Source organism: Candidatus Hecatella orcuttiae, from assembly GCF_002009985.1.
GTDB lineage: Archaea > Thermoproteota > Bathyarchaeia > Hecatellales > Hecatellaceae > Hecatella > Hecatella orcuttiae.
In genome coordinates this window covers 277604-297267 of record NZ_MTLX02000005.1, presented here as the reverse complement: position 1 = coordinate 297267, position 19664 = coordinate 277604, and the positions used below count along the sequence as shown (strand labels likewise).

The following is a 19664-nucleotide window of genomic DNA, read 5'->3' as shown; positions in this document are numbered from 1 at the left end:
GGCCGCATGTCAGAAGTTTTTCCCGGAGCCCGTAAATTAGTGGAAGGCCCTATTCCCAGCGGAGTGCTTCTTCTCGTCGGCCCGCCGGGAGTTGGGAAAAGCATCTTCACCAAACATTTCATCCGGAACAGTCTGAAAAGAGGGGAACAAGTTCTCTGCGTTTTAACCGATGAAAGCCCGGAAACGTTCAAGGCGAGCATGAATTTCATGGGCTTCGACGTTGAACCTTACCTAGCGGCTGACAGATTGAGACATGTGGACTGTTACACTAAGCGGTTTGGTTTTGAATGCGCCTGCAAGTATTTCGTGGACACGCTTGCCAGCCCTTCTCAGTTAAGCATAACGTTTGAGGAAGCCAGAAAAAACTGGCTTGGCTTCAGAGTTGTTTTTGACTCTGTTTCCACGTTGGCTATGGAGGCGGGGCCTGGGACAGGCCAGAAGTTTCTGCCCATCCTCTTGGCTAGGATAAAGCAGAGTAAGGGTTCAGGCCTCTTCACTCTCGAAAGCGGCATCCACGACGAGCATTTCATGAATTTCCTCCGCTTCATCTTCGACGGGGTTTTAGAGATGAAAATGGATGAAAAGGGAGGAGAGTTGAAAAGATACCTCCGCGTCTACTCCATGAAAGGCGTCAAACACAGCACATCGTGGGTGCCGTTCAAAATCACCGATAAGGGCATAACGATCTAAAAGACTGACATGGGAAATTTTTAGAAACCGTGAAACTCAACCTTTCAGTTCCTAGGGAAAAATTAGGTTCGACCGCCTCTGGGTCCCAGCTGGTGATTCCCACCGGCTACCGCCCAATTTTCGCTCGTTGCCGGCGGTATCCTCCGTCTTCGCAGCATACTAGGGCGGGTTTCACTCAGGGTTTCAAGCCCAGTCCCCTGAGCGAAGCCGTTCGAGGTATGCTGCGATATCGACTCTTACCTGGCTTGGCAAGGCTTCCCCCACCAAGCCGGTAAGAAGCCGGGCTTCCCCGGCGGCCTAGCTATAGTTAAGGCGGACCCCCCATATATGGCTTGTCGCCTCTAAAGTGGGAAAACCTCTTCTTTGGACCCGGTCCGCGGCTAGAATTTTGTCTAAACTAACTTTTTATATATTTACATCTAAGAGGTTAGATTAAGACCCCCTCCGCTCGCAAACCTCGGCAAGGCAGCGTGCTGCGCTGCTTTTTCTGAGGGCCGCCATCAAAAAATGGTGACAGCTCAGCGTAGGTGAGAGGAAAAGAGAAATGGTTAAGCATGAACATTTCGCCGTCAACCCAGAAGGCCGGCTGACACTGGACGGCTACGACTTGGTGGAGTTAGCTGACAGCTACGGCACACCCCTCTACGTGGTCTCAGAAGCCCGCATCCGCGAAAAGTACCGGCAGCTTCACAGCGCTTTCCGCGGCCGCTACGAAAAGGTGCTCATAGCCTACGCGGTCAAGGCCAACTTCACCCTAGCAGTGGTGAGGATACTGGCGCAGGAGGGCGCGGGAGCCGAGGTTCTGCCGGGAGGTGAGGTCCGCATCGCCCTCTCAGCCGGCATCCCTCCGGAGAAGCTGGTTCTCACAGGCAACAACAAAACCGGGGAGGATTTCACCCAAAGCCTCAAGGCTGGCGTGGGCTTCATCGTTGTCGACTCTCTTTCGGAGCTCAGAAAGCTAGATGAGGCAGCGGGAAGCTTGGGTAAAACCCCGAAGATAATGGTGAGGGTGAACCCCTCCATCCAGGTGCCGACTCACCCCTACATTGCTACGGCTGTAAAAGAAAGCAAGTTCGGGGTGGACATTCCCAGCGGAGCCGCCTTCCGAGTCTACGAAGCCGCTCTGAGGATGAAGAACGTGGAAACCGTGGGAGTTCACTTCCACATCGGCTCCCAGATTCTCTCCACCGAACCCTTCACCGAGGCTGTGGAGAGGGTTCTGGACTTTGTGGAACTCCTGAAAGAAAAGCTGGGCTTCACCCCCACATGCCTTGACTTCGGAGGCGGCTACGGCATCCCCTACAAGCCGGAGGACCCTGCCCTAGCTCCGGAGGCCATAGCCGAGGCCTTGGTGGGGGCGTTGAGGCCTAGGCTCAGCCGGCTGGGGGAGCCTCTGCTCATCCTCGAGCCGGGGAGGTGTCTGGTAGGCGACTCGGAGGTTCTCCTAGCCCGAGTGGGAAACGTGAAGGACACCCCCGCCGGCAAGTTTGCCTCCGTCGACGCCTCCACCAACCTGCTCCCCGGCATCTTCACAGAATTCAACCGGCACTATGAGGCTGCCGTCGCCAACAAGGCGGACAGGGCGGAGGAGGAAGCCGTCCACTTCTCCGGGCCTCTGTGCTTCGCAGGGGACATCCTCGCCAAAAACCGCAGGGTGCCCCGGGTGGAGGAAGGCGACATCATAGCCTTCCTAGACGTGGGAGCCTACTGCCAAGTGGCCGCTTCCACCTTCAACGCCTACCCCCGGCCGCCGACCCTGCTTCTCAGCGAGCATGGCGTGGAGCTTATCCAAAGACGGGAGACCTACGAAGACATCGTGAAACGGGACATTCTACCCTCGAGGCTCACCGAGCCCTAGCCCCAGAAGTTTGAGGAAACAAGCCTACTTCACCCTCAACAGAAGCAGAGCCGCAGCCATGGAAAGGGCAGCTGCGTAGGCGAAGGCTGCCGCTGGGCTGACATACTGCCAGAGCGCTCCTGCAAGGAAGTTAGCTGGAAGGGCAGCGAGGCCTACCGAGGTGTGGAAAACCCCGAGGGCTGTGCCCCTCAGCTCCTTCACGTCGAAGTCCGCCACGAAGGCCCTCTGGTTTCCCTCCACCAAGGCGTAGACCGCCCCGTAGAGGACAAACAGGGCGACGTAGGCGGGCAGGGAGCTGAGGGCGGCGAAACCCAAGCAGACGGAGGCGAAGAGGACGTACCCGGCGAACAGCACCCCTTTCCGCCCTATCCTGTCAGAGAGCACCCCGAAGGGAACAGCTAGGGTGGCGAAGACCACGTTGAGGAGGACGTAGAGCAGCAGCGGCACGGCCACAGCGGCTCTCCCCGCGAAGAGCTCCTGAGCTCTCAGAATGAGGAACATATAGCTGAGATTTCCCATGGCGAAGACTGTGGCCGCGGCGACGAAGAGCTTCAAGTTCCCCGGCAGCCCGGCTAGGCTGAGCTTAAAGGTCTTAGCCTGAGGCTTAAACCTCCTCTCCCCCACAAAGTAGAGGGGAACCAAGGAGGAGAAGGCCACCAAGGCCGCGGCCCAAAGAATCGGCCTCAGCTCCCAGCCCCAAAACCAGTAGAGGAGGAAGGCTGAAACCGAGCCTAGGATAGCCCCGGAAGTGTCCATGGCCCTGTGAACACCGAAACCCCGCCCCCTCACCCCGGAGGCTAGGGACTCAGCGATGATGGCGTCTCGGGGAGCCGTCCTCAACCCCTTACCCACCCTCTCCAAAGGCCGGAGGACTAGGATGTGAGCCCAAGTTGTGGAGAGGGGGAAGAAAAGCTTAGCCGCCGCGGAAGCCGCGTAGCCAGAGGCCACAAAGGGCTTTCTCCGCCCATACCGGTCAGACCAGTAGCCTGAGAAAACCCGGAGGACGCTGGAGGCGCTCTCACTCAGCCCGGCTATCAGGCCTACGGCCAGCCCGGCGCCGCCGAGGGAGACGATGAAAAGAGGCAGAATGGGCATGACCATTTCGCTGCTGACGTCGGTGAGGAAGCTTACTAAACCTAGAAGGAAAACGTTGAAATTCAACCCCAAGAGCGTGCGTCTCTCCACACCAGCGCACCTTCTCCTATCCAGCCGCACCCACGTCTAGGCGACGGGGTGAATTTCTTTCACCCCATCTATTAGAGAAGGGTAGGCAGTAAAGTTATCCCGTTGGATACGGGAGAGTGAAAACTTTTCAGCCTCCGAAAACAGGGCTGAGGGAAAATTTTTCTTAAAGCTTAACTTTTATCTGAATGCGGTCCATGAGCTCCTTATACCGGTTTCTGATGGTGACCTCGGTGACATTGGCCACCAAGGCCACCTCCCTCTGAGTCTTCCTGTTCCCAGCGAGCACCGAGGCTATGTACGCCGCGGCGGCCGCCACGCCGGTGGGGCCCCTTCCACTGGTCAGGCGGAGGCTGCTGGCGATTTCTAGGATGGTGGCGGCTACAAGCTCGGCCTTCCCCATGATGGAGAGCTGGTTGGAGATCTTGGACACGTATTTGGACGGGAAGATGGGCGGAATGAACTCATCCAGCTCCTTGGCTAAAAACCGATAGCAGCGGCCGATCTCCTTCTTCCCCACAGGGGTAGCTTGGGCGATCTCATCCAGCGTCCGGGGGATGTTGCATTTCCGGCAGGACATGTAGATGGTGGCAGCGGCTACACCCTGAATAGACCTGCCCCTGATAAGCCTCCTCCTCACAGCCTTCCGGTAGAAGACCGCGGCTGTTTCCAGAATACTCTTGGGGAGGTTGAGGGATGAGGAAATCTTACTCATCTCGGAAAGGGCGAAGGCGAGGTTTCTCTCTGAGGCATCCGCCACCCTAGTCCTCCGCTGCCATTTCCTCAACGTGAAAACCTGGCTCATCTGCACCGGGGAGAGGTCCCGGCCGGAAGTATCCTTGTTATGCCAGTCGATGAGAGTGGAAAGCCCCTTGTCGTGGATCGTGTAGGTAAGCGGAGCCCCCACCCTGGTCCTTTTGGCTTTTTGCTCATCGTCGAAGGCCCTCCACTCCGGGCCTGTGTCGGCGATTTTGTCGTCGAGGACGTAGCCGCAGCTCATGCAGACCAGTTCACCTTGGTCGTAGTCGCTCATCAGCCTAGGGTCCCCGCACTCCGGGCAAACTCTGTTTTTAACTAAAACTTTTTTAGACAGATTTCAACCGCTCCCCTTTCCTTTTTCGCTCCTTCTTTTGGTCGCTTAAAAAGAGAGTTTTTTCATATCCCTTGGGGAGAGGTTGAACGGGTTTGACGGAAACGTAGGGCGACGTCACAGGTCCGAAGACGTCGAAGACGGAGCCCACCAGTTTAAGGTCTCCGTCGAAAACTTTTTCTCCAATCTTAGGGTTAACTGAGGCTTTAACGATCACATTCCCTGTAGCTTGAGAAACATGTAAAGTCTTCCCAAGCTTTCTCAAGTCATATGATCTCCTCAAGGGAAAATTTGCGACAGCAAAATACCAACAAACTTCGCATTTAAACTTATCGTTCAAGAAACCTTTACGGCCATTTCGTGGTTGTAAAACATTTCAAAACTAGTAACATTCTCTAGCCGTCTTTTATCCTGTTGCGAAAAATTTTTCCACCATGTGGTGAGGGCGATAGCTTATCTTCGCCCTCCTGAGACCTTCGCTGCCCAGGTCTTGCTCCCGGTTTACGTAGGTGAAACCTTGGAGGACGTTCTTGCAGAACCACTGGTTTATCAGCTGGTAGAGGCCTCTTATCTCAGGGTTGGCTTTCTCAAAGTGCACCACCGCAGTGTTCTCGTTCAGTTTTTCCCCGAGGGCAAAAGCCTCTAAGCAGCCGTCGACGTAGATGGCTCCCCCGAAAACATTCAACTCCCCGTAATGGGTGAAAACTTCTCGGATGGCTTAGTTTTCCCCCGTAAGCCCCGGCTCCGCTTCGCAGTGCTTCACATTGCACCATCGGGTTTGAAGGCTGAGGCAGTCGCTGAGAATCTCTGACGTGAGGGCCTTGTATTCGCACTTGTGGTTCGAAAGGCATTTCTGGATTTCCTTCCGTTTACTGTAAAACCTCGGGCCGGGCAAGTTGACTAGGTCGCTGACTAGGTAGACGTAGTCCCAATCGGCGCGGCTTGACGTGATCTGGAAGCCCTTCCGCCTGAGCTCCTCCGCCTGAGCCGAGGTTAGGCCGTAGAATTCTAGGGTTTCACCCCCGGCCAGAGATTTCAACTCCTCTACCACGCTGGAAAGACTTCTCCACCCGATGGGAGGGAATAAAAAATATTTTCCCCGATGTTTTCTCCGGACGAGGAGAAAGTCGTCAAGCTGGGAGAGGAAAACCTCTTTAGATCCCCGCCAAACGAAAAGGTTGGTGAAAGTGTGCTCGGAAATCTGAGGCTGGTTTTCCCGGAAGGCCTTCTCCACCATCGCCCGATCGCTCAGCTCCAAAGGCTTGAAAGCAGGGAAACGAGGCAGTCCGGCTGAGTCCATTTATAACTCCACACCTTAAATCCGCGTCACCGTCAGCCTAGAATTTTTCGCCACTGACATAACGTGAAGGCTGAGAGGGTTAAATATGAAGCCAAGCAAAGGGAAGAGATTTTCAACGCACCTTCAGAAGCCTACTGCACATCAATGCTGAAACGGAGAAAACGGCCATGGCTAAGAAGCTGGGAGTACCTCCAGGGAATGCGTCTTGAATATATCCCACTAAGAAAGGGCCAAGGAAGGTCCCCGCAAAACCGCAGGTGAACAGGATGCTGAAGCCTAATCCTGCTTTCTCCTCTGGAAGAAGCTCGGAGGTCGAAGCGAAGATGACTGGAGCGTAGAAGGCGGAAAATCCCAGCAAGACTACTGCTGAAAAGAGCAGAGGAAGGGAGAGGAAGGCGATGAGCGTGAAGGAAACTCCCATGAGAGCCATCGAGAGAGTGATGAATATTTTTCTCTTCCCCAACCTGTCGGATAGGGTTCCAACCACGGGATTTAACGGTAGAGCAGTCAGCATCAAAATGCCCGCCATGAAAAAAGCCAAGTGGGCGGGGACACCTTTAAGCTGGAGGAAAAAGGTTCCAGCCCAAGTAGAATAGGCTATGGTCCCCATGTTGACGAAACACCAGACTGCCCCCAAAAGCCACATCTGCCTGTTCCAGAGGCCCTCGAACATCTTGGCCGCCGAGTTTCCCAGCGGCCTATCCTCGAACAGAAGAATGAAGACCGCCGTGGACGCTAGGAGGAGAAGGGTGGAGGCTGCGAAACTGGCTCTCCAGCCGTAGCTTGCCGCCACCAGAGGAAGGAAGTTCAAAGCGACCACGGTGGCCACAGGCATATCCAGTCCTTTGATGCCCATGGCTTTTCCCCTATGTTTCCTAGGAAACCAAAGAGGCACCATGGCGAAGCTGATGATGTTGATCAAAGCGCCGCCCACACCCAAGATAGCCCGCCCCAACCCCAGCATGAGAAAGGAGCCGCTGAGAAAAGTGACAAGACCCCCCAACGTGCAGAGGGCGAGACTTAGAGCGCCGACTTTTTTAAGCCCCCATTTGAAGATAAAAACCCAAGCGGGCAGCGACAGGAAGATTCCTGCCAAGGTCACCAAGGACATCAGCAAGCTGGCCGCGGTGTACGACAGCGCAAACTCTTCCATCACCTGGGGGATTATGGGTGGGTAGGACTGAAGAGCGAAAAGGTAGGAGAAGGCGGTGAAAAAGGAAACGAAGAGAATAACCCACTCTTTTTTCATGGCTGTTTCAAACCAGCAGTTAGAGAGGCTTATTTAATGTTTAGTAACGGATATACTCTGCGAGGCTGAGGCTGCAAAGCATTTCCTGTAGGCCTTGTGAAGTCTGTCAATCTTTCTTTTGTCGATGTTTCCCTTGTGATGCCTGAAACCACCTTGAAAGCCTCTGGGAATATGGAGAGCCTCATGGATGAGGGTTTTCTCTTTTTCCTCCTCGGTTAGTCTGTCGTATCTTTCTGAGATTACCTCCAGCACGTAGTGCGGTTCAAGGCCTAAGGCCTGCTGCCAAATTCTCGGAAGCCCGTAGACTCGGGCGACGGTGTACCGGCTTTTCGAGCCTTGACTCCGGAAGAAGCTGATTTTGCCACAGTCCACATGGCTGAAGCCTAGCTTGGTTACGATGTTCTCGAAAAGTTCTCTCACATCCGGCGCGGCGTAGTACTTGATGGAGCCCATGACTTTGATGCGTTGTTCAGGGAGCATTTATAGTTTAGCCTCGGGGGAGCGAGGTCTTTCCAAAGATATAATTACTCCGTTCTATCTTAGTCCATTGTATGCTGCCGCTCATCAACCTAGCCGGCTTCCTCATCATAAGCGTGGCTGTATGGTTGATCACTGCTCTTTCCGTCTTCTTTGCAGCCCGGGTTGTCGCGGGCAGCAGGGCGACCTATCCTCAGGCTCTTGCCTTAACCCTTGTCGGCGTCGTGGTCATCAGCCTCTTCTCTGTTCTCTTAGCAGCGCTTTTCACCCCCATCATCGGAGGGTTCTTGGTCTTCATCATCTGGCTGGCGCTCATCAGGTCGTTTTTTCAGACAGGCTGGCTGGGGGCTTTCGGCATAGCGCTTCTGGCTGTCTTTATGCTGGTGGTGATCATGGTGGCCTTAGCCTTCGCCTTCGCCCTGATAGGGATACCTTTCCTCCACCCGCCCATATCGCCGCCTGCAAAATTCTTTTGAGCCGTTACGTCTAGAGAATCAGCAGCCTGATTTAGGTGAATGTTGAAGCTCAACGGAAAATGCGGTGTACACATGGGCAACCCCAGCAGAGAAAAGCGGACTGAGCAGAAAAGCCTGCAGATCGCCATCGGCGTAACCGCGGGAATCATGGCGGTTGAAATCTTCGGCGGAATAATATCTGGCAGCCTCGCCCTGCTCAGCGACGCGTCATGGACACGAGGTTCGCCGTCAAGCCGATTACGGCGACGATGATCATCTCAACGGTGCGAACTTCGACGGGAGACACAAACCGGCGGTAGGCCTCGTAGAAGATGTAGAAGGTTACGAGGATGAGGGTGATGCCGTTGGCTAAGGCGGATAGGATTTCCACCCGGTAGTATCCGAAGGTCTTATCCCAAGTGGGTGGCTTGAGGGCCATCTTCCCGGCTAGAAGGCAGAGGACCAAAGCCAAGAGGTCGGTGAGCATATGCCATGTATGATGAGCTTGAACGTTAAGGCAGCTTTCCTCCACGTGCTGGGCGACGCCCTGTCCTCCGTGGGGGTGGTGGCTGCGGGGATTCTCATGTATTTCACCGGCTGGTATTACGCTGACCCCCTTCTCAGCGTCGCCATCGCCTTCATCATCATCTTCAACACCGGGCGGATGATGAGGGAGGTCGTCCACATTCTCCTCGAAGGGGCTCCCCGGAAAATGAACCTGAAGGAAATCGACCGAACCATAAAGGGGATTGCGGGGGTCAGAGACGTGCACAACCTCCACGTCTGGAGCATCACCTCCTACATGCACTACCTGACCGCCCACATCGTCGTCGATAAGCGGCACCTGAAAGACAGCGAGCAGATTATGAACAGCATCAAGGCGGAGATGGAGAAAAAATACAGGATCAGGCATACCACCCTGCAGATGGAAAGCGAAGAGTACAAGGAACTGGGCGAGGTGCACGGAAAAGCCGAGTGAGGGAAAACCATGCTGTATCTTGTCTACGCAGGCATCGCCGGCGCCGCCACCATTCTCAGCGGGCTTCTCCCCCTCCATCCGAGGGTGAAGTTCAACCTCAGGTACGTGGTCGGCTTTGCTTCAGGCATCGTCATAGGCACAGCCCTCTTCGAGATGATCCCCGCCGCCAACCCCGCCGGTAACTGGCTTATCATAGGGCTGGGCTTCTTCTCCTTCTACCTCATCGAAATGGCCGTCACCATCCACACCTGCGGAGAAAAAGAATGCAGAATCGAGCGCATAGGACTGCCGGCGCTGCTGGGAATCACCCTAGACAACCTCGTCGACGGGGTAGCCATAGCCGTGGGTTTTTTCACCAACCCCCTCTTAGGGCTGTTCATAGCCTTGGCTGTGGTGGTCCACGAGGTGCCCCAAGGCTTAACCACCACCGTGGTCATGAAGAGCGAAGGCTACAGTTCGGTGAAAATTCTCACTGTCCTAGGCGTCGCGGCGATGCTCTACCCAGCGGGCGCCTCCCTTTCGGTTCTCCTTCCCGAGGAGGTTTACGGGCTTATCATCGCCTTCGTGGCGGGAGAGTTCCTTTATATTGGCGCAGGGGAGCTTCTACCCGAGGCTCACAGGGTTCTCAACGTTCAGGTGGTCTTGATGGTGATCCTAGGTGTAGCCGTCATCGCCCTCTTAGAACTGGCCTCAGGCCTTTAGGCTGGATCATCCCTCAGAATAGGTGAAAATCTCTGGAGTGTTCCCACCGCCGGAAGCATGGAAAGACAGCTGACCCTAGATCTACATATAAACTTCCCGCCTTTTCAGATCTCTTACAAGGAGGAGGTTTAGTTGGGTTCTGAAAAATTCGATCTAAACATCAGCCTAGACAGCTTCCCCGACCCCTTGCTGAAACGGGGCGCCGAAGGCATTTCCCTGCTCAGGATATTCAGCGGGGTGAAGTGGAAAGACTTAGGAGTGGGGAGAGAAGGCATAGGCTACAGCATTGAAGAAATGACCTACCTGAAAACCATCATCTTCAACATGGAGCCCGCGGGGCTGGGGAAAGTCAGACACGTCCACCGCATGTGAGGAGGCTGAGGTTTTGGAGCTGGGATTGAAAGGGCGCACAGCTCTAGTGACAGGGTCCAGCAGAGGCATCGGAAAAGCCATAGCCCTAGGCCTAGCCCAAGAAGGAGTGAATGTTTCCATCTGCGCTAGAAACGAGGCTCAGCTGAGGGAGGCCGCCGAGGAGCTTCGCTCCGCCGCTGAGGCCTCGGTTTTGGCGGTTCAGGCCGATCTGAATAACCGCGGCGACATAGAAAGGCTGGTGGCTGAGACGGTGAAGAAATTCGGCAGCGTGGACATCTTGGTCAACAACACCGGGGGGCCTCCTCCCTCCACGTTTTCAGAAACCACGGAAACAGCTTGGAGAAACGCTGTGAACTCCTTGCTGATGAGCGTCGTCCACATCTGCCATAAGGTGATTCCTCGCATGCAGAAGCAGCGATGGGGGCGGATCGTCAACATGGCTTCCTTCGCCGCCAAGCAGCCTGCCGAGCGGCTGGTCACGTCCAACGCGGTCAGGGCAGGGATCCTCGGCTTGACCAAAACCCTCTCCAACGAGCTGGCTCCCTACGGCATCACGGTGAACAGTGTCTGCCCGGGGTGGACACTGACGGAAAGAGTTCAGCAGCTGGCCAAGGCGCAAGCCGAGGAAACAGGTAGACCCTACAAGGAGGTTCTCCGAGGCTGGGAGGCAGGCATCCCCCTGGGGCGGATGGCGCAGCCTCGAGAAATAGCCGACGTGGTCGTCTTCCTAGCCTCGGAAAGAGCCAGCTACGTAACCGGGGCTGTGATCCAAGTGGACGGCGGATTCATCAAAAGCCTCATCTAGCCCCCGCAGCCAAGGAGGCCATTTCCCGGCGCAAGGCCTCTAAGTCGGTGACGGGAACCCGGCAGGTGAAGGCCTCGCAGATGTAGACGGTGGGCTTTCCGGAAAGAGACCTCTTGCTCTCTAGGAGAGGAATCATTTCCACAAGCTCCCGGCCGGCATCTTCTTCAGGAACGGAGACTACAACCTTGTGGGGCAGGTAGTGGCGGCTGATCTCCGCGGCGAATTCTTCACCCCCGGTTGCGCCGCGGGGACTTACGAGCACGATCTGCATAGGGTTGCTTAAGTAGAAGTCTAGGGCGCAGAGCATTTGCGTGTGCGCTGTGGGGTTTTCTTCCAGCTGCGTGGAGAAGGCCTTGAACACGTTTCCGGCTAGGGTTCGAAGGTCCTCCCTCCCCGTCAAGGCAGCAAGTCTTAGAAGGTTTGAGGCGGCCAAGGAGTTACCGGAGGGCATGGGGCCGTCGTAGGCGTCCTTCACCGGCAGCTTCAACCCTACATTCTCCTCGCTTCTCAGGAAGAATCCTCCCCCTCCCCGGTCTGAGAAAACCTCCACCATGACCTCGTTGAGCCTGAGGGCTTCTCGAAGCCATCGAGGGTTGAAGTCAGCCTCGTAAAGGTCAAGCAGCCCGAGGATGAGGCAGGCGTAATCCTCCAGCATTCCCTCCACAGCCGCTTCACCGGCGCAGTAACGCCTCCGCAGCCGTCCCTGTTTTTGGAGGTTATTTAAGATGAAATCTGCAGCGGAGGCAGAGGCTTGGAGGAAACGCTGCTCCCGGAGCACTTGGTACCCGTAAGCCATGGCGGCTATCATGAGGCCGTTCCACCCGGTGATGACCTTGTCGTCCACAGCCGGACGGGTCCGCCGGTTTCTGGCTTCCAGAAGCTTCAACCGAATCTTATGCATCTCCTCGGAGGTTTCCTCATCGTCAGCTCGGCCGGCCAAGTAGAGGATGTTTTTGCCTTCAAAGTTTCCATGCTGGGTGACGCCGTAATAGCGGCAAGCTGCTTCTCCCTCCCGCTCACCTAGCACCGCCTTCATTTCTTCCACAGTCCACAGGTAGAAGGCGCCTTCTACGCCCTCGGTGTCAGCGTCTATGGCGGAATAGAAGCCTCCCTGAGGGCTGGTCATTTCCCGCAGCACCCACTCCAGCGTCTCCCGGGCGACTTGGGCGAAGAAGGCCTCGCCGGTGGCTTGGAAGACCTCCAAGTAGACCTTCGCCAACAGGGCGTTGTCATAGAGCATTTTTTCGAAGTGGGGCAGCCAAAACCGGTCGGTGGAGTAGCGGTGGAAGCCTCCTGCCAGTTGGTCGTAGATGCCGCCCCTCGCCATGGCTCTGAGGGTCTTGGCCGCCATGCTCAAGGCTAGGCTTTCCCGTCTTCTGAAGTGGTATCGGAGGAGAAAGGAAAGATGGCTGGGCATGGGAAACTTGGGAGCCCGGCTGAACCCTCCGTAGGTTGAATCGTATTGAAGTACCAGCTGCTCGTAGGCGCCGTCTAGAAGGCCCTCGGAAGGTGTCTCCTTCCCCGGTTTTTGCAGATACAATCCCTGCAAAGCTTGAAACATCCGCTCCGCGCGGCTTTCAATCTGCGACCGTTGCACCCGCCAAAGCCTCGCCACGCTCAGAAGCACCTCCTTGAAGGGGGGTAAACCATGCCTCGGCTCCGGGGGGAAGTAGGTTCCGCCGAAGATGGGCTTCAGGTCTGGTGTGAGGAAGACATTGAGAGGCCAACCTCCGGAGCCTGTCATCAGCTGAACAGCCTTCATGTAGACTTCGTCCAAATCTGGCCGCTCTTCTCGGTCTACCTTTATGCTGACGAAGTTTTCGTTGAGGATTCTGGCTGTTTCCAGGTTTTCAAAGGACTCCCTCTCCATGACATGACACCAGTGGCATGCGGAGTAGCCGATGCTTAAGAAGATGGGTTTATCCTCCAGCTTGGCGCGTTTTAAAGCCCCCTCATTCCACGCTTGCCAGTTTACAGGGTTGTAAGCATGCTGGAGCAGGTAGGGGCTCTTCTCCCTTATCAAGGCATTGGGAGTCCTTTTCCCGTCATCTTCCCCTCTCTCAGAGGACAAGTTAGCCTACCTCTCTAAACCAGATGAATGCTAGAAAACATGCAGAGCACAGCCGGGAGCTCTAAACCGGCTGCCTACTTGGCCGATGACTGGGAGTCTACTCCAGTTTTGCATGTTTAGCCTCAAACGCTGCTTGATAGGTGCGTTTGCCAGCTTTAACCTTGAAGCTCAACCCCCGGGGGAAAGTCACTCCGGTTAAGCGCCTCCAAGCCTTCCCGAAGTCGTCTTCCCTGTCATCCATCCAGCACAGCACATAGGGGCTCTTAGCCGGCGAGATAACGTCCACATCACCCATGTAGGTGAAGAAATCGGTTATCTTCCCCTTGTACGCGCCGGTTTTATCGCTTCGATTCACCGTCAGCCTTCGAGCTTTAACCACGGCGAAGGGCTCAGTTTCAGGCTTGCTGAGTTTCTCCCTGAAGAACACTATCACAGGCTTCTCCCAAACAGCTTCCATAAAACCATCCCAACAAGGCTATTCCCTGCATCCGATATTAACCTACCTTCAACAGAGCCTCCACGCCGCAGAGAAGCCGAAGCGGAAACTTTTAAAAGAAATCCCGTATACCTCCCAAAAACCTTGAAATGGATGTGACCGTCATGAGCGGCTCTTCTGAGGATGTCAAGTGGGGGTGGGAGAGCTTCTACAGAAAATACGCCCCCGACAGGCTGCCTTGGGAAACCGGCAAGCCAGACAGCAATCTAGTAGAGCTTGTGGAAAAGGGAAAAATAGCCAGAGGACGCGTCCTCGACATTTGCTCCGGCTTAGGAACCCAAACCATATACTTAGCAGTCCAAGGCTTCGAAGTCTACGGAATAGACATCTCCCCCACCGCCGTCGACATGGCGAAACAGAGATGTAGAAAGAAGGGAGCTGTCTGCCATCTTACCGCCGGGGACGCTGCGAACCTAAAGTACCCAGACGGTTTCTTCACCTTCATCTTCGACCGAGGGTGCTTCCACCACATCAGACCTCAGCGTAGAGAGAGGTTCATCAAAGGTCTCCACCGGGTGCTCGCGGAGGGGGGCCGATATTTCATGACTTGTTTCAGCTGGCGGAACGGCCCGGCTTGGAACCACTTTAAGGTAAGCGACATCAGAGGATACTTCTCCAAGCACTTCCGAATACTGGAAACCCGGGAAGAATCCTTCGTGGAAAACGTCTCCGGCCGTAAACTCTACTTTCTCTCCTTCCTTATGGAGGCCAAGAAAAAGGGAAACGCCGCCCCAGAATCATCTAGGGATTCAAGCACGCTGAAGCGGAAACCGGCTACTGGCGGGAAAAGATAACACATCCAATATGTTTTCAGACCCCTCAGCGAGGGGGAGGGACCTCGATTAATTCAATATCCTTTTCTACGGCCGCCGTGCCTTTCCCCTCTTCAACCACGCCGACTTGGTAGGCGGGGATACCCCGCTTTTCAAGACTGCGAACGAACAGCTCTCTCCGACTTCGTGAAACAGAAACCAAAACCCCTCCCGAAGTTTCCGCCGCCTCTCCTTTTTCTAAACCGTAGCCGAAGAGCCGAGAGAGCTCTAACGTTCCTTTGATGACCGGTATTCGGCTGATCAGAATGTCCACCCCACTCCGTTTCGCCATGGTCTTTGCTTGGCCTAAAAGGCCGAAGCCAGTGATATCCGTCGCTGCGTTAACCCCCACTTCCAGCATGGCCTCCGCCGCTCCCTTATTGGGAGTGGACATGAGCTCCGCTGCGAAGTCTCCCACGGCTAAAACCTCATCCTCCGACAAGACGGAGGTTATTTCTTCCTTCATCTGCGCCAGACTCCTCACAGCCCCCATAGCCGGCTGGGTGCCGAGGGGCTTAGTCAGGAAGAGAAGGTCTCCCGGTTTAGCGGTGGAGTTACGGATTATCTGACTGGGGGAAGCCGTCGCCGTAACAGCAGCTCCTAGGAGAGGCCAGGGATTTATTATGGTATGACCCCCCAATATTTGGGCGCCTGTCTCCGAGCAGAAATCCCGTATTCCCCCAAGGGCCTTTTGCATGGTTTCTCTGGAAACCTCCAAGGGGAACCCCATTATAACCAGCAGCCCGACGTTTTGAACAGCACCCTTCACATAAACATCACTGGCCGCATTGCAGGCGGCAATCTTCCCGTAGAGGTAAGGGTCATCCACAATGGGAGTGAAAAAGTCCAAGTGGGTCACATAGGCGAGATCGCCGCGAACCCGTATAGACCCCGCATCGTCACCAGGCCCCAAGAGAAGGCTTCCTGACTCGGGGACGAACATCCCAGAGGCTTCAAGCAAGGACTTCAAGTCCCGCTCTCCAAGTTTACAGTTACACCCATGCAGCTCCGCCATCTGTGTCAATCTGTCTGACGTCATACATTATCTCTCCTTTTACGGCTGTTCAAACTCCCTCCGTCTACCTCCACACCCATCCACTTTTGTAACGCTAGATTTTTCTTTCAAGAATATTTAACACTCATTAACATACTCACTTCCTGCGCATACTTAACCCTATCTTTTTCTTTTATCTCTTGCCAACTATGAGCCGCCAGTCTGCTACAGTCGGAGGGACTAAATTAGGGAGAAATGATTTGGCGCCCTGGCCGGGCTTCTGACTTTTTGTTAAAATCCCAGCCGGGTAACAGTTTCACTCTCCTCTACCCTTTATGGCCTTTTCGACTGTCGAACAGGCTGACGCTTGGCGAGTCTCAGACCTCAGGGTGCTGGGCGGGGCCCTGAAGACGAGGAGGCTCCAGCGTCTGAGCTCTCCGCCGGCCGTGGTGAAGGCCAGCCAGATGCGGAGCAACGGCTTGGGCGTCCTGCCGGCCAAGGTTTTCTCGGGAGAAAAAAGCGGGCGGGCTATATTCCCAGCTGCCGCCGCAGCTCGAAGACCCGCCTGCTCAGCCGGGCGTACTGCTCGAAGACCACGGCCTTCTCCAGCGGCCCCCGGTAGTGGGCGTAGACCCGGGGCAGGGCCTCGTCCAGGTTGCTCAGCTCCTTCTCGTCGCCGCCCAGCTGGGCGTAGAGTTTTCTGAGGGCGGGCAGCTCCCCGCCCAGCTTGGCCCTCAGCCGCTGCGCCCTTTCGCGGACGGAGACCAGCTCGGCTAGGAGGGCCTCCCTGTCTCGGCCGGAGGGGCGGGGGTGACCCTGACCCCGGCTGCCTTCGGCTTCGGCTATGGCCCTCCTGGCCTGCTCCGAGGCCCAGTGGCTGATGCTCCGGTAGCCCAGCGCCTTCACGGCTGCTTCGAGTTTTTCCCCTACTTCCGCCTTTCCAAGGTATAGAGTCATCTTGGTGTAGTCTCCCATGGCCCTTCAACCGAAAAATGTGTGACAGTGTGACTGTACGACAAGTCTGGCCCGGGGGGTCGTCCTTGATAAGCTAATATGATTTTATAATTTTATAGAACTATACCCCCTCCTATCCCACAGAGGCCGGCCTGAGGGGCCTCGGGGAAAAGCCCTGAAACAGCCTCAGCAGGCAGAAAAAAGCCCAAAACAGGCCTAAAAACGGGGTGTCCGATTATTTATTGTAATCGGTCAAAAAATGTGGGTTATCCTACAATTTTTTTTAAAATTTGAATTTCCGCTGAAAAATAAAGGCAGCCCGGCGGATTCAGCCCTGTCTTTCGATTTTAACGTCGACTTCGACTTTTCTGCTGATTTTCTCTCCCAAATCTGCTTTGAGGGCTTGCTCAAGCACCGATTCGACCAAGCCGTGGACATCGGCGCCGTATGTCACTTCATCCAGGATTTCCTTCACCTGCTCCTCGGTGGGTGTCACACCTGCGGCCTTCACCCGAAAAAGTGGAACGCGAATTGAAGGCCTACATAAAAGAGCAGGGGGTGATGTCTGCGCCGTGCTTCAAACCTTCGTGGACAACGCGAAAGACGGCTGCGTCCCTAGCGTCGCCCACCAGCATCTTCCTGATGGAGGGCGTCAACTGGCGCGGCGGAATTCTTCGCACAGGCTCCCTGAACCTGCGCCCCCTTTCCACGGCGAATCTTCTGCGCAACACTTCCACCCACAAAAAAAGGGCTGCGTAAGAAAATCGGACAATTTTTCTCTCAGGTGGGTTAAGTGGGCCCTCAGGAGCCGGGCGGCGAAGCGGTGGAGCGGTGGTTCGAGAGGCTGGCCGGGGAACACTCCGGCAGCCCCAACACCCGGCGGGCCTACGGGCTCTGGCTGCGAAGGTTCTGCGGGTTCGTCAAAATGTCCCCCGATGAGCTGGTGGAGCGGCGGCGCCGGGAGCTGGAGGCGAAGGATGAGGCCGTCCGGCGGAGGATGGAGGAGCGGCTCACAGCCTGGTTCAACCACCTCCAGCGCAGGGAGGGCCTCCGCCGGAGCTCCGCCGCGTTCGCCCACGCCGCGGTGCGCAGCTTCTTCACGGCCAACTACCTCCCCCTCAAGGTGAAGGCTCCGCAGAGCTGGACGGAGACCGCCAGCCGGGTGCCCAGCCGGGAGGAGCTCAGGGCCATGTGCGACCTGGCGGACCCCCGCGGGCGGGCCTACGTGCTCTGCCAGGCTCAGAGCGGCCTCTCCGAGGCGGACCTGCTGGCCCTCACCTACGGCGCCGTCAAAACCGAGCTGGAGGCTGGAAAACGGCCTGTCTACCTGCGGCTGCGGAGGCAGAAAACCCAAGGGTGGTTTGAAACCTTCCTAGGCCGGGACGCCTGCAGCGCCCTCCAAGCCTACTTCCAAGAGGACGGGAAACCGAGCGCAGAAGAGAGGGTCTTCCCCATCAGCGACCGCACAGCCCGCCGGCTGGTCACAGGGCTGGCCGCCGAAGCCGGAGTCGACGGTCAGATAACCTGCCACTCACTCCGGAAGTGGTTCAACACCATGGCCAAGCTGGCGGGAGTCAACGAGGCCGTGGTCGAATACATGATGGGCCACAGCCTAGGCCGGCTGAGGGTCGCCTACTTCATTCCGCCGCGGCCGGAGCTGGAACGGGCCTACCTGAAAGCAGAGCCCTACCTATCCCCTTACGGACCTGAACGCCCTGTTAGGTGACGGGGTTTGGAGTGCCAGCACGCCGCTTTGCAACCCCGACGCCCAGCGAAGTGGTACTGGGGCTGAGAGGGTAAATTGAGGGTTCAAATCCAGCCGCCTGTAAAATGCCATCTACTCTGAAAAACTATTTACCAGTCACCTTGTGAGACGTAGTCGTAGAGTTTTTTAGCTAAAAACGTTCTAGATAAAAGGGGCTTTAATACGTCAAGGCGAGGAGGAAAAATGAGTGCTTTTGAAACTGAGCTTGATTTTGAGGTTGTAACGGAACCGTGGAATGAGCTGGGCGATGGAATGATTTTAAAGATTAGGAGGAGATTTTATGCAGGTAATGGATAATGAGTTCCCCGCAGATTTCGACGTAAGCGACCTAGTCGACAAAGAATTGGAGTTTGAGCGTGCGGGCGACGAGGTCAGGCTGAGGCCGAAGAAAAGGTAGCCTTCCGGCTTCGACGATGCTGCAACGTTATCTGTAGACTGCTTCTCTGTAGCCTATCTTTTCGACGTATATGGTCTTTGCAGGCTTGTCTATCTTGAACACGACCCTGACGTCGCCGACTCTGAGCCTGTAATAGTTTTCCCTCCCCTTCAGCTTAGCCAGGTCTGGGGCATGGTTACTAGGGCGAGGAGGATGTGGATGGCTGTGGATGTGAAGCCCTTCACCTTGAGGTCTTTGAGGCGGAAGAGCTTCAGCCGGGAGAAGCTCCGTTCCACTGCTGACAGCATGCGCTTCAGGGTCTTGCTGTTTCGGGCCTTCCACCCTTACGTCTCGGGTTTCTGGGTGTGTGGAGCTCTAGGTTGTAGAGGCTTCTGGATGTCTCCCTGAGGGCTTCGGAGTCGTAGGCAGCATCCCCGTAAGCATGCTCAGGGTCGGCCTCCTCCGCATCCTCCAAGAGGTTTAGGTACTCTTGACTGTCGTGGACGTTGCCCGGGGTGATTCTGAAGGCTACGGGCAGCTCGGTCTTAACGTCGATGAGGATATGGAGCTTATAGCCGAAGAAGGGCTTATCCACATCTGTATAGCCCCACCGCGCATCTGGGTCGCCGCGGAAGTAGGCCTTCACAGCCGAGGAGTCCACGGCAACCCATCGGCCCTTGGCCACACCAGCCTTCATGAGGCCTTGGGCCAGCTCCTCGAAGACACTTTGGAAGCCTTCAACTCCGACCCTGTGCTTGAACCTGTTCAGAGCCGACTGGCTGGGAGCCCCCCTATGGCTCTTAGGGTTTCGGTTGAAGCCGCAGGCCTCAGCCACATCCCTGTGAGCCGAGAGATACCCGGCCAGCATGGTCTCCGAAGGCACAGCCAGAAGGTGCATCAAAACCAAAGCAAGGAACTAGCCCTCACAGGGTAATGCCTAGGCCCAAGCCCGGAGTAGGAAACCTCAACCCCAGCCAGAGAAGCCAAATCGACCTTTGCGGAGAGACGCCTAAGGGTTAGGAGACGACTCATCAGAC

General features: G+C 55.9%; 23 protein-coding genes and 1 pseudogene. 9 read left to right on the top strand and 15 right to left on the bottom strand.

Annotation, left to right across the window (positions count from 1 at the left end; all coding sequences use genetic code 11):
- The first annotated feature begins 6 nt into the window (after nt 1-6).
- Together BWM17_RS04545 and lysA are read left to right on the top strand one after the other, a co-directional pair.
- A complete protein-coding gene (locus tag BWM17_RS04545) occupies nt 7-690 on the top strand; it encodes an RAD55 family ATPase (RefSeq protein ID WP_309492750.1) in 684 nt (227 codons plus the stop codon).
- A gap of 544 nt (nt 691-1234) precedes the next feature.
- On the top strand, nt 1235-2548 hold the full coding sequence (gene lysA, locus BWM17_RS04540; RefSeq protein ID WP_309492749.1) for a diaminopimelate decarboxylase: 1314 nt from the start codon (nt 1235-1237) through the stop codon (nt 2546-2548).
- A gap of 24 nt (nt 2549-2572) precedes the next feature.
- Here lysA and BWM17_RS04535 read toward each other — a convergent pair whose 3' ends face one another.
- From BWM17_RS04535 to BWM17_RS04510, 6 genes and pseudogenes are all read right to left on the bottom strand, one after another.
- Nucleotides 2573-3733 (bottom strand): MFS transporter, encoded by a 1161-nt coding sequence (locus BWM17_RS04535; RefSeq protein WP_309492748.1) that lies wholly within the window; start codon nt 3731-3733, stop codon nt 2573-2575.
- Between the two features lie 163 nt (nt 3734-3896).
- Complete coding sequence (locus BWM17_RS04530) at nt 3897-4763, bottom strand: transcription initiation factor IIB (RefSeq protein WP_342766492.1); 867 nt, start codon at nt 4761-4763, stop codon at nt 3897-3899.
- A 52-nt stretch (nt 4764-4815) separates the two neighbouring features.
- Entirely contained in the window at nt 4816-5085 is a 270-nt protein-coding gene (locus BWM17_RS04525) for a Gar1/Naf1 family protein (RefSeq protein WP_309492746.1), read from the bottom strand.
- A gap of 141 nt (nt 5086-5226) precedes the next feature.
- A pseudogene (locus BWM17_RS04520) lies at nt 5227-6057 on the bottom strand (DUF2156 domain-containing protein).
- Between the two features lie 175 nt (nt 6058-6232).
- On the bottom strand, nt 6233-7369 hold the full coding sequence (locus tag BWM17_RS04515) for an MFS transporter (RefSeq protein ID WP_309492745.1): 1137 nt from the start codon (nt 7367-7369) through the stop codon (nt 6233-6235).
- 33 nt (nt 7370-7402) lie between these two features.
- Complete coding sequence (locus BWM17_RS04510) at nt 7403-7849, bottom strand: putative metallopeptidase (protein WP_309492744.1); 447 nt, start codon at nt 7847-7849, stop codon at nt 7403-7405.
- Nucleotides 7850-7920: 71 nt separating this feature from the next.
- On the opposite strand from BWM17_RS04510, the gene BWM17_RS04505 reads away from it, so the two are divergent.
- Entirely contained in the window at nt 7921-8322 is a 402-nt protein-coding gene (locus BWM17_RS04505; RefSeq protein WP_309492743.1) for a hypothetical protein, read from the top strand.
- 196 nt (nt 8323-8518) lie between these two features.
- On the opposite strand, the gene BWM17_RS04500 is transcribed toward BWM17_RS04505, so the two are convergent.
- Entirely contained in the window at nt 8519-8788 is a 270-nt protein-coding gene (locus tag BWM17_RS04500) for a cation diffusion facilitator family transporter (RefSeq protein WP_309492742.1), read from the bottom strand.
- Here BWM17_RS04500 and BWM17_RS04495 point away from each other — a divergent pair, their 5' ends adjacent.
- The 4 genes from BWM17_RS04495 to BWM17_RS04480 all read left to right on the top strand — a co-directional run bounded on the left by BWM17_RS04495 (nt 8789) and on the right by BWM17_RS04480 (nt 11159).
- A complete protein-coding gene (locus BWM17_RS04495) occupies nt 8789-9280 on the top strand; it encodes a cation diffusion facilitator family transporter (protein ID WP_309492741.1) in 492 nt (163 codons plus the stop codon).
- 9 nt (nt 9281-9289) lie between these two features.
- The gene (locus BWM17_RS04490) at nt 9290-9982 is read left to right on the top strand and encodes a ZIP family metal transporter (protein ID WP_309492740.1); all 693 of its coding nucleotides are present in this window, start codon (nt 9290-9292) and stop codon (nt 9980-9982) included.
- A 132-nt stretch (nt 9983-10114) separates the two neighbouring features.
- The gene (locus BWM17_RS04485) at nt 10115-10354 is read left to right on the top strand and encodes a hypothetical protein (RefSeq protein ID WP_309492739.1); all 240 of its coding nucleotides are present in this window, start codon (nt 10115-10117) and stop codon (nt 10352-10354) included.
- Between the two features lie 13 nt (nt 10355-10367).
- Entirely contained in the window at nt 10368-11159 is a 792-nt protein-coding gene (locus BWM17_RS04480; RefSeq protein ID WP_309492738.1) for an SDR family oxidoreductase, read from the top strand.
- Here BWM17_RS04480 and BWM17_RS04475 read toward each other — a convergent pair.
- Nucleotides 11152-13230 carry a thioredoxin domain-containing protein gene (locus tag BWM17_RS04475; protein WP_309492737.1) on the bottom strand — a complete coding sequence of 693 codons (2079 nt, stop codon included), beginning with the start codon at nt 13228-13230 and terminating at the stop codon, nt 11152-11154. The genes BWM17_RS04480 and BWM17_RS04475 overlap by 8 nt on opposite strands.
- 97 nt (nt 13231-13327) lie before the next feature.
- Nucleotides 13328-13687, bottom strand: coding sequence for a hypothetical protein (locus BWM17_RS04470; protein ID WP_309492736.1), 360 nt, complete (start codon nt 13685-13687; stop codon nt 13328-13330).
- Between the two features lie 143 nt (nt 13688-13830).
- Between BWM17_RS04470 and BWM17_RS04465 the strand changes: the two genes are divergently transcribed.
- On the top strand, nt 13831-14520 hold the full coding sequence (locus BWM17_RS04465) for a class I SAM-dependent methyltransferase (RefSeq protein WP_309492735.1): 690 nt from the start codon (nt 13831-13833) through the stop codon (nt 14518-14520).
- A 25-nt stretch (nt 14521-14545) separates the two neighbouring features.
- Here the strand turns inward: BWM17_RS04465 and selD are convergent, their stop codons facing one another.
- From selD to BWM17_RS04445, 4 genes are all read right to left on the bottom strand, one after another.
- Complete coding sequence (selD, locus tag BWM17_RS04460; protein WP_414641338.1) at nt 14546-15553, bottom strand: selenide, water dikinase SelD; 1008 nt, start codon at nt 15551-15553, stop codon at nt 14546-14548.
- 507 nt (nt 15554-16060) lie between these two features.
- Nucleotides 16061-16507: a hypothetical protein gene (locus BWM17_RS04455; RefSeq protein ID WP_309492733.1), complete on the bottom strand. Its 447-nt coding sequence runs from the start codon at nt 16505-16507 to the stop codon at nt 16061-16063.
- A 307-nt stretch (nt 16508-16814) separates the two neighbouring features.
- Complete coding sequence (locus tag BWM17_RS04450; protein ID WP_309492732.1) at nt 16815-16997, bottom strand: hypothetical protein; 183 nt, start codon at nt 16995-16997, stop codon at nt 16815-16817.
- 28 nt (nt 16998-17025) lie between these two features.
- On the bottom strand, nt 17026-17214 hold the full coding sequence (locus tag BWM17_RS04445) for a hypothetical protein (RefSeq protein WP_309492731.1): 189 nt from the start codon (nt 17212-17214) through the stop codon (nt 17026-17028).
- Between the two features lie 65 nt (nt 17215-17279).
- Between BWM17_RS04445 and BWM17_RS04440 the strand changes: the two genes are divergently transcribed.
- Entirely contained in the window at nt 17280-18212 is a 933-nt protein-coding gene (locus BWM17_RS04440) for a tyrosine-type recombinase/integrase (RefSeq protein ID WP_309492729.1), read from the top strand.
- 463 nt (nt 18213-18675) lie between these two features.
- Here the strand turns inward: BWM17_RS04440 and BWM17_RS04435 are convergent, their stop codons facing one another.
- Nucleotides 18676-18969, bottom strand: coding sequence for a type II toxin-antitoxin system RelE/ParE family toxin (locus BWM17_RS04435; RefSeq protein ID WP_309492728.1), 294 nt, complete (start codon nt 18967-18969; stop codon nt 18676-18678).
- On the bottom strand, nt 18941-19525 hold the full coding sequence (locus BWM17_RS04430) for a transposase (RefSeq protein WP_309493723.1): 585 nt from the start codon (nt 19523-19525) through the stop codon (nt 18941-18943). Before BWM17_RS04430 ends, BWM17_RS04435 begins: the two co-directional genes overlap by 29 nt.
- Nucleotides 19526-19664 lie beyond the last annotated feature (139 nt).